Origin of the sequence: Roseospira marina, from assembly GCF_014197855.1 — a bacterium.
GTDB lineage: Bacteria > Pseudomonadota > Alphaproteobacteria > Rhodospirillales > Rhodospirillaceae > Rhodospira > Rhodospira marina.
Map to the genome: position 1 here is coordinate 1 of NZ_JACIGJ010000036.1, position 8,523 is coordinate 8,523.

Here is an 8,523-nt window from a genome sequence, read left to right on the forward strand (position 1 = left end):
ACGTCGCCGGCGTTGAGCACACCCGCGTCCGAGGCCGGGCTTTGCAGGTTCCACGACACGTCCCGGGACAGGCCCGTGACCCCGTTGACCGCCACATTGGACAGCGTCTTGTGCCAGCCGGTGTCTTCGTCGATCTTCGCCCGCAGGCCCAGGGCGCGCGCCGTTGCCCAGGCGGTCGCCGTGGTGGACGTCGCCGTATCCCAGGCGGTGAAGTCCGGCCAGATCAGCATGAGTTCCCGCGCGCCGAACCCGGCGCGGTACAGCACGGCCTCGGACGGGGTGTCGCAGCCGTAGCAGCCCGCGTAGGCCATGCCGCGCAGGTCCTGCGCAAGGGTGACCAACTCCGCCGTGACCGCGTCGGTATCCAGGCCGGGCGCCCCCAGAATGCGCGGCGTCACGCCAAGCTGGCCTTGCGCGGCCGTCAGGGCGTGCAGGCCGGTCTTGTGACCGTCCGCGCCCGCACCCCCGATGACGTTGGTGGTGGTCTCGGCCTCCGTGGCGCCCTCGGGGACGCGGACCACGACGGTCAAGGCGTTCGCCTGATCGGCGATCGCGTCCAGCACCCGGGCCAGGGTGCCGCCTTCGCCCGCCTTGCCGGCGGCGGTGCGCACGTCGGTGATGAGCGCGGGCCGGTTCTCAGGAAAGGTCGCGGCGTCGGCGTCGTCGGCCGTGGCGACCAGCCCGATAACGGCGGTCTCGACGGTGCGGATCGGGCGGACAACGTCGGTCAGCTCGACCACGCGCACGCCGTGGTGATAGTCGGTGGCCATGGGTCAGGTCTCCTGTTCGGCCGTGGTGGCGGTCGGCCATCCGGCGTCTGGGTCGAGGGCGTCGAGAGCGGCCGTGTCCTCGGCCGCGAGGGCGGCGTCCTTCAGGTCGCGGGCGTGCTGGACGACGGCCGCGTACCAGCCACCGACACCGGCCGCGAGGGCGAGCCCGTCGCCCGGGTCGGGCAACGGGATGCGGATGTTCTCCGTGCTGATCCAGCCCTGCGCATAGGCGGCGGGCCATGCGACCGAGCCGGCGTGTGCCGCGAGGGCCGTGATCGCCATGCCCCCCAGATCGGCGCGGCCGGCGTCGTGCACGGCCACATGCAGGCTCGCGCGGGCCTGCCTCACCGGGTATCCGGCGGCCAGGATCTCGGCCTTGCGGGCCTCGATCGTCGTAAGCACGGCCGCGCGGGCCTGTTCCAGCGGGGTGGCGGGCTCCGGCTCCGGTTCGGGATCCGGCGGCGGGGGCGGCGGCGTCCATTCGTCCCCGTCCAGCAGGGCGCCGGGCACCACATCATCGGGGACCGTGACGAACTCCGCCGCGATCAGCGGATGAAAGAGGGTTGCCGGATCGGCCGTGACCACGTCCACGGCGATACCGTTCAGAATGCGGGCGTAGGTCGTCATGGCTCAGTACTCCAGCACGACGAGGCCGGGGCCGCCGGCCCCGCCCTTGGCGTATTTGTCCGGTTTGATGTTGCCGCCGCCGCCGCCACCAATTCCACCGACGCCAGCTGGGGAGGGATTACCGGCGCCCCCGCCGCCGCCATGCCCCCCGTTGCCAGTCACCCCGGCCCCGCCCCGAATGCCCCCGCCGCCGCTCTGGCCGTTCCGGTGCGCCTGCTCCGTGCCGCCCCCGCCGCCCCGGCCGGTGAAGGCCTCGAACGGGAACCGCAACGGATGGGACAGCGGGTTGTCGGTGGCGGAGGACAACGCGTCCCCCAACACATTGGGGCCGGGATGCGTGGTCCCGGGGCCATAGGCACTCCCGCCAGCCTGGGCGTAGGACCCGTGCACGACCCCACCACCGCCGCTACCACGCGCCATGCCGCCGTCGCCGAGCTGGGACCCGGCCCCACCTCCGCCGCCCGCACCTCGCGCCACACCGCCGCCCGTTGCCTGGACATCGCCCCCGACGCCGATGCCGCCCGTGGGCGGGGTCTCGGACCCGGTGATCCACACCCCGGGATCGCCCCCCGTGGCGGAGATCAGGGCGCCCACCGAGGACGTCCCGCCGGCGCGCGGCAGAGTGTTGGTATTCTCCCGACCGCCGATGCCTCCGGCGGCCACGGTGATGATGAGGGTCTGGCCGGGCGTGACGGTGAACACGCCGTGGGCATAGCCGCCACCGGCGCCACCGGTTCCCGTGTACTCGAGTGTCGTGTTTCCGCCGCACCCGCCGCCGCCACCTCCGACGACGCGCGCCCGGATCTGGGTCACCCCCGTCGGGACGGTCCATTCGTATTCCCCGGGCTCGACGAACACGGTCCACCGGCCGGCCCCGAACAGGCCGATGTATCCGGCGCCGACCGGTTTGCCGTCGGCCGACAGGGCCCATACGGTGTCCGGGCTCAGGCTTGCCCGGCTCTCGCTCAAAAATCGGCCCATGGTCAGGCGCTCCCCTCAAAGCCGTGAATGCGATAGGTGCAGGTGCCGGCGTCGTCGCGCACGATGACGCGCTCGCCCGGGCCGGCCACAATGCCGGTGCGTTCCAGGACGCCTCCGCCGGCCGGAACCACGGCGTCGTATTCGATCCAGTCGGCATCGGCGGGGTTGGTGGTCGCCGTGACCGCGACGCGCACGGTCGCGGCGTCGTCGCCCCGATTGACGACGGCCACGTTGAGCGTGGCCACGGTGTCGGCGGGCACGGTGTAAACGGTGGTGTGGGTGTCGGCGGGCGGCGCCGCCGCCCCCAGGCGTCCGGATGCCATCAGAGCTGTCCCATAAAGAAGGTGAAGGCCCGGCGGTCGGCGTGCTCCGCCGCCAACCGGGCGGAGACATGCGCGGCCGTGCCGGCCGGTGTGGTGGCCCGGGTGGCGTCTTCGCCCGCGCGGGCCTCGGTGACGGTCGCCAACTCCACCAAGCCGGTGCGGGTGGTGGTCGCGGTGCGGGCCGACAGGGTGGCGGGTGTGACGGCACGGTCCGCGTCGGCGCCGGCGCGGGCCTCCGCGTCGGTCGCCAGCTCGACCAGCCCGGCCTTTGCCGTGGTGGCGTAGCCGGGGAGCTGTTGCAGGACCCAGGCCTGGGTGGCGAACTGCAGGCTGGCGTCGATCTTCAACTCGATGTTCGCGGGCGACCCCACGACGGCCTGGATCTTCAGGGCCATGTCGTTGGAGGCGCCCTCGGCGATCACCGGCTTGTAAGTCTCCGGCCAGTTCGCCAGCAGGATCAAATCCCCGTCGGCGTCGAAGGCGCCCACCTCCCGGATAAACCAGCCGCCCGTTTGCGGCGGGATGACCAACAGGGCCTCCAGCACCGCGTCGTCGGCGTCGGTGCGGTGGATGCTGGCGGGTGTGGACCGGTAGATCTCGTGCACCAGGGCGGTGTGGTCCTCCGTCGGGGTGACGGGCGCCCCGCCGCCGTCGCCCACGGCCATATGGGTCAGCTCGACGGCCTGCCCGGTGACGAGCCCGTTGGCGATCTTGGCGGCCCCGATGGCGGTGAGAAGACCGTAGTAGTCGGCCATGGTCAGGCGCCCTCCCGGGCGGGATGAACGGTGAGGGTGGAGACCATGGTGACGGCCGCCCCGGCATAGGACGGGCCGGACACGGTGATCTCGGGCGGGGTCCAGGGCAGCACGGTGCCGCCCGTGCCGCCGATGACGAAGGCGCCGGCGTACACGGCGGCATCCACGCGCCCGACGGCGCGAACGCCGGTCAGGTGCGAGCGGACGTTCTTCGCCGCGCGCGCCGTCCGTTCGATCTCGGCATAGGTCCGGGCGGTGACCGCATGGCCCATCACGTCCACCTCAACCCGGAACGTGTAGGGCTCGGCCGGCGGATCATCTTCGGGCCACTCGACCAGCCGGGTGTCGTAGCCCAGGCTCGCGAGCGCCCGCTTGACCGCTCCCACGGTGCCTTTGACCGCGTGCACGCTGTAGCTGTCGGCGATGACGCGGCGGCGGGTGACTTCGGGCCACGCGTCGTCCCACTCATCCACCGAACACGCCCAGGCCAGCCAGGGCAGCAGCGGCTCCGGACAGGTGGCGGGGGTCCACAGGGTGGCGATGACTTCCGGGGCGAGCCGGCCGTGCGCGGACGCGATCACGGTCTCAAGGGCGCGTTCCATGTCCGTCGCGTTGGGCGGAAGCAGAGACCTAGACATCCCGCCCTCCCACGGTCACGTCGATGTCAACGCACCACGCGGCCTCCCCCGGGCCGATGACGAGGTCGGCGGCGGGTTCGATCAGCTCCACCCGCTGCACACCCGGCTGGTGCAGGGCCGCGAACAGGGCGGAGCGGGTGACGTCGTGTCCGAGGGCATGGAGCGCCGCGACCCTGTCGGTCAGCGCCTGGACGGCGGTTCCCAGCACCGGGGCGGCGGACGGGCCGGCGTACAGCCACAACCGAGCCTTGACGGTGTAGGGAACGATGGTCGCGGATTGCACCGTGACGCGGTCGGTCAGGGGCCGCACGTCGTCGTCCCGCAGCCGGGCCGCCACGATCGCCAGCACGCCGGCGCGCTCGTAGCTGACCGCGACCGTGCCGCCGGCCGGGATCGTCCCGCCGGGAACGCGGGTTAGGGTGCGGGTCTCCGGATCGAACCGGTAGTCGGTGCCGGCGTCGGCGCCGGTCACAATCAGACCGGTGATCGCCGCGCCCTCAAGCGTCGCCGTGTCGCCGGAAAAGGTGACCGGGCGGTCGGTGACGATCTCCCGCTCCGTCACGGTGCCGTCGCCCTCGTGTCCGAGGATCGTCACCACCACGTCGCCGGGCGTCGGGCTGGTGATGGCGGCATCCCGCACCCGGCCATCAGCGGCAAGCGCGTGATAGCGATAGGCCCCGACCGGCCCAGCCGTGGACAGGCCTTCCCAGGCCAGTTGCACCCGGGCGCGCAAGGCCGCGTCCGTCTCCAGGACGGCCGGGTCGGTGTCCGTGGCCTCCGCCACGGTCAGGCGCACCGTGTTGACCAGGGCGGCCAGGTTGTCCAGGTCGGCGCCCATGGCGGTCGCCAGCAGCACGGCGCGCGCGGCGTCGTTGATGCGGACGATCATGTTCAGGTGATCCTCGGCCCAGCGTTGGATCTGGATCACGAGGCTGTCCGATTCGCTCGTCGGGTCCCAATCGGGCAGGACCTCGGCCAGGGCGGCCTTGGTCTCCGCCAGCATGCGGGCCAGGATGACCTCGTAGTCCGGGGCCTCGACCACATCCGGCGGCGGCGTGGCGGACAGATCGATGACCGCGCCGCTCATGTGGACGCTCCCAGCAACGACACGTCGACGGTCAGGGGACCGCCGTTCAGGCGCAGGGCCAGGTCCAGGGTCAGGGTCGCGCGACCGTCGAACCCGGGCGACACCGCGCCCCGCAACACGCGCACGCGCGATTCCCAGCGTTCGACGGCATCGGCGGCGGCGGCGATCAGACGGAGGGATCCGGCCGCGTTGGCGGGCGCGTCGATCAGGGCGAAGACGTGGGACCCGAACGTGCGCCGGCGCAGGCGCGAGCCGACGGGCGTGGTGACGATGGTCTGGACCGACTGGGTGATGTCGGCCAGCTCGTCGGGCAGGCGGGCGCCGGTCGTGCGGGAGATGGACAGACCCATGGCGGCCCCCTACCCGTTCACGACGACGTCGGGGGATCCGGTCGCGTTCGACGAGCCGCAGGCGACGGCATCGCCCACGCGCGCCCAGGGGCGGCCGTTGACGAACACATTGGGCGAGCCGGTGTCCTGGATGCTGGCGTGCGTCTCCGGGATCTTCAGGCAGGTGTGCGCGGCCCAAGGGTCGCCCACGCGGTGCGCGCCTCGGCCGTTGGCGAACACGTCGCCGCTGGCGCCAACGTTGGCCCGCGCCGGCCAACAGCCGTGACCGGTGCAGGTGTCTCCCAGGCGGACGGCTTCGGGCATGGGCGGCCTCATGGGTTCAGATCGATCCGGCCGGCCCGGATCGTGATGGTGGCGGCGGTGATGACGATCTCAGACGCCCCCACCCGGAGTTCGATCCGGTCGGGGGCCACCACGGTCTCGGCCGTGCCGGTCAGCACGCGGGCGGTGCCGTTGGACCCGCGCAGGTCCAGCCGGTGTTCGTGGTCGCCGGTGTGGTAGCGGTGCACGGTGCCGTCGTCGTAATGGACGGCGTCGGCCTCCGGGTCGGTGTCGGGGGCCGGCAGGGCGCCGGAATAGAGCGTCTGGACGATGACCGCGTTAGCCGGATCGCCGGAGGGGGCGGCGACCAGCACCTGTTGCCCGGGGCGCAGCGGCCGCCACGCGATGAAGTTCCGCCCCACGTCGGCCGGCCAGGGCAGCCATGCGGAGGCGCGCCCCGCGATGGTCACCCGCACGCGCGCCCGGCCGTGATCCACGGCGGCGACGGTCCCCACGCGCAGCATGTTGCCGGCGCGGCGGTGCAGATCGGCGGTGTCGATGTCGTGATCGCGGCCCATGCCGCCACGATGCCGCCCCCGGCCCGGCCCCGCGACGGCCCTCCGGTTGGAATGCCCGCATTCCAACCGAAAGACCCGACCGAAAGACGGCAAGCGGACGGCTCAGGAGGTCAGATGCAACACGAGCGCACGCCGCACGGCGGCGATGTCTTCGGGGGTCCAGCCCAACAGCGGGCGGGCGGGATAGTCGGCGGTACCGGGGCGGCCCTCCACGATGTGGTCGCGGCCGCCGTGGTGGTGCAGCGCGGCGATGCGCCCGTCGCGGCCCCGCCAGCCGATCGCGACGCGATCACCGGCGGCCAGGATGCGCAGACGGCGCGCCCGGCGAAGCCCGCGCATCATGGCGGCGCGCCGCCGCACGGGGCCGCCCCCGTTGTGATCCGTCTCTTGCTCCCTGCGGGGCGCCCAGGGGGTGCCGTCCGGCGCGGTCTGGGTAGCCATGCGCGCCTGTGTCCGCCGGCGCGCCGTGGCGGCGATATCGCGCACCACGCCCCGCAACGCACCGGCATCGAGCGCGCGCAAGGCCCGCTCCATCCAGGCGTCGAGGCCGGGCGCGCCTTCAAGATCCGCCATCGGACGCCCCTCCGTCTGGAATGCCGGGGAACAACGCGGCCATGTCGAGGGCCTGGGCGTCGGGATCGGGCTCGCGGTCGATCGCCACGCCGTCCGGCGTGGGGACCGCGCGCACCGTCTCCGTCAGGTCGATGCGCAGCTCGAGGTCCGCGCGGGTGTGGTCCAGGATGTCGGAGACGAACGACACCGCGTCGGGGGCGGCCGCCGGCGCGTGACGCTGGATCCAGTCCGTGACCCACCACAACAGGGTGCGCGGATCGCCGGTCCAGTCGGTGACGATCACGACGGCTTTGTAGGCGAGTTCGAGGTGACCGTTGCGTGGCCCGCGCGCCGACCGGACGGTGCCGGACTCGGCCACCGTCAACAGCCGGTCGGGCGTGATGCGGAACGGCCCGGCCAGCAGGTCGGCCCGCAGGTCGGTGAGCGTTCTCATGACGCACCATCCCCATGACAGGCGCGGATCTGGGCGCGCACCTGGGCATAATCGGCCAACAGCGGGATCAGGGGCGAGTCCGCCGGCAGCGCCTCCACGGCCTCGGCGGCGGCGGCCAACGTCGCGGCGTCATAGGCGATCAGCGGAGGGCACACCACGGCGGGCTCAGAACCGGCCGTCGCGCAGGCGGCGAGCCAGAGTGTCGCGGTCGCGAGGGCGATCGCCCGCCGCGTCCAGCATGCGGGCGTGCGCATCGGCGGCTTCCTTTCGGGCTTGGGCGCGGGCGTCGCGCCGGGCGTCCTGGACGGCGTCGCGCCGGATCCAGATCAGGGCCAGCAGGGCGGCCCCGACCGCGAGGACGACGCGACCGAGGCGCCCCAACAGCGCGCGCAGAACCGCGCTCATCCGGCCGTCTCCAGGCGGTGCTTGCGGGCGAGCAACAGCAGGATGGCCACGGTGGCGAGCGCGGCCAGAACCCCGCCGATCCAGGGGGCCGCCGTGTCCAACGCGCGCACGGCCGGGTTGGTCGCCGCGTCGAGGACCGCGTCCGCGTTCTCGGCCGCTACGGTCAACACCGTGCCGCCGGCGGCGAGAAGGCCCGCCGCACCCGTCTTGCCCGTGCTGGTCTGGCGCAGCGTGCGCGGCGCCGGCTTGGCCGGGGGCGCCGGCGCCGGCCGGACGGTGATCAGGACGGGGGGCTCGATCCCGGCCAGGGCCAGGCCCGTGTCGATCGTCGCGCGGTCGTAGGGCTGCCGGCCGTTCTCGTGTCGGATGATGGCCTCGACCAGGGCGCGCGCGACGTCGTAGGTGTGCACGTCGATCGCCGTGTCATGGGCCACACCGAGGCGGTCGGAGACCGTGCGGATATAGGCCTCGGTGTTGTTCGTGTCGGCCGGGGGCGCCCACCGGCTGATCATGCCGCGCACGGTGCGCAGGCCGTGTTTGTCCTGATAGGTGATCAGGACACGGGCCAGGGCGCGGATGCCCCACTTGGGTGCGCGGAACACACAGAACCGGGGCTCCGCCCGCTGTTCGGGCGTCATCTCGGCCGAGTCGGCCAGCCCCTGCCAGGGGGCACCCCGTTCGATGTTGCCCGGGTTGTGGTTGCGGATGCCCCGGGGGACGGAACGATCGGTCATGGTTTGGG

The 8,523-nt window shown here is 72.9% G+C and carries 15 protein-coding genes; all 15 read right to left on the reverse strand.

What is annotated here, in order from left to right; genetic code table 11:
* The coding region (locus GGD82_RS20370) for a phage tail sheath subtilisin-like domain-containing protein (RefSeq protein ID WP_184013337.1) at positions 1-770 on the reverse strand (770 nt) is incomplete at its 3' end.
* 3 nt (positions 771-773) lie between these two features.
* On the reverse strand, positions 774-1,397 hold the full coding sequence (locus GGD82_RS20375) for a DUF4376 domain-containing protein (RefSeq protein ID WP_150064309.1): 624 nt from the start codon (positions 1,395-1,397) through the stop codon (positions 774-776).
* A 3-nt stretch (positions 1,398-1,400) separates the two neighbouring features.
* Complete coding sequence (locus GGD82_RS20380; RefSeq protein ID WP_184013338.1) at positions 1,401-2,378, reverse strand: glycine-rich domain-containing protein; 978 nt, start codon at positions 2,376-2,378, stop codon at positions 1,401-1,403.
* Positions 2,379-2,380: 2 nt separating this feature from the next.
* Positions 2,381-2,701 carry a hypothetical protein gene (locus GGD82_RS20385; RefSeq protein ID WP_150064277.1) on the reverse strand — a complete coding sequence of 107 codons (321 nt, stop codon included), beginning with the start codon at positions 2,699-2,701 and terminating at the stop codon, positions 2,381-2,383.
* Positions 2,701-3,456 (reverse strand): phage tail protein, encoded by a 756-nt coding sequence (locus GGD82_RS20390; RefSeq protein ID WP_150064278.1) that lies wholly within the window; start codon positions 3,454-3,456, stop codon positions 2,701-2,703. Before GGD82_RS20390 ends, GGD82_RS20385 begins: the two co-directional genes overlap by 1 nt.
* Before the next feature lie 2 nt (positions 3,457-3,458).
* The gene (locus GGD82_RS20395; RefSeq protein WP_150064279.1) at positions 3,459-4,094 is read right to left on the reverse strand and encodes a phage tail protein I; all 636 of its coding nucleotides are present in this window, start codon (positions 4,092-4,094) and stop codon (positions 3,459-3,461) included.
* Complete coding sequence (locus GGD82_RS20400; protein ID WP_150064280.1) at positions 4,087-5,181, reverse strand: baseplate assembly protein; 1,095 nt, start codon at positions 5,179-5,181, stop codon at positions 4,087-4,089. The genes GGD82_RS20395 and GGD82_RS20400 overlap by 8 nt, the downstream gene beginning before the upstream one ends.
* The gene (locus GGD82_RS20405) at positions 5,178-5,531 is read right to left on the reverse strand and encodes a GPW/gp25 family protein (RefSeq protein WP_150064281.1); all 354 of its coding nucleotides are present in this window, start codon (positions 5,529-5,531) and stop codon (positions 5,178-5,180) included. Before GGD82_RS20405 ends, GGD82_RS20400 begins: the two co-directional genes overlap by 4 nt.
* A gap of 9 nt (positions 5,532-5,540) precedes the next feature.
* Positions 5,541-5,834 (reverse strand): PAAR domain-containing protein, encoded by a 294-nt coding sequence (locus GGD82_RS20410; RefSeq protein ID WP_150064282.1) that lies wholly within the window; start codon positions 5,832-5,834, stop codon positions 5,541-5,543.
* Positions 5,835-5,842: 8 nt separating this feature from the next.
* Positions 5,843-6,370, reverse strand: coding sequence for a phage baseplate assembly protein V (locus tag GGD82_RS20415; RefSeq protein ID WP_150064283.1), 528 nt, complete (start codon positions 6,368-6,370; stop codon positions 5,843-5,845).
* 102 nt (positions 6,371-6,472) lie between these two features.
* The gene (locus GGD82_RS20420) at positions 6,473-6,943 is read right to left on the reverse strand and encodes a phage virion morphogenesis protein (protein WP_150064284.1); all 471 of its coding nucleotides are present in this window, start codon (positions 6,941-6,943) and stop codon (positions 6,473-6,475) included.
* The gene (locus GGD82_RS20425; RefSeq protein WP_150064285.1) at positions 6,930-7,376 is read right to left on the reverse strand and encodes a phage tail protein; all 447 of its coding nucleotides are present in this window, start codon (positions 7,374-7,376) and stop codon (positions 6,930-6,932) included. Before GGD82_RS20425 ends, GGD82_RS20420 begins: the two co-directional genes overlap by 14 nt.
* Positions 7,373-7,534: a hypothetical protein gene (locus tag GGD82_RS20885; RefSeq protein WP_211364860.1), complete on the reverse strand. Its 162-nt coding sequence runs from the start codon at positions 7,532-7,534 to the stop codon at positions 7,373-7,375. Before GGD82_RS20885 ends, GGD82_RS20425 begins: the two co-directional genes overlap by 4 nt.
* Positions 7,535-7,541: 7 nt before the next feature.
* Positions 7,542-7,781: a hypothetical protein gene (locus tag GGD82_RS20435; RefSeq protein ID WP_170284509.1), complete on the reverse strand. Its 240-nt coding sequence runs from the start codon at positions 7,779-7,781 to the stop codon at positions 7,542-7,544.
* Positions 7,778-8,523: hypothetical protein (locus tag GGD82_RS20440; RefSeq protein WP_221240839.1), on the reverse strand; the 746-nt coding region annotated here is incomplete at its 5' end. The genes GGD82_RS20435 and GGD82_RS20440, both read right to left, overlap by 4 nt.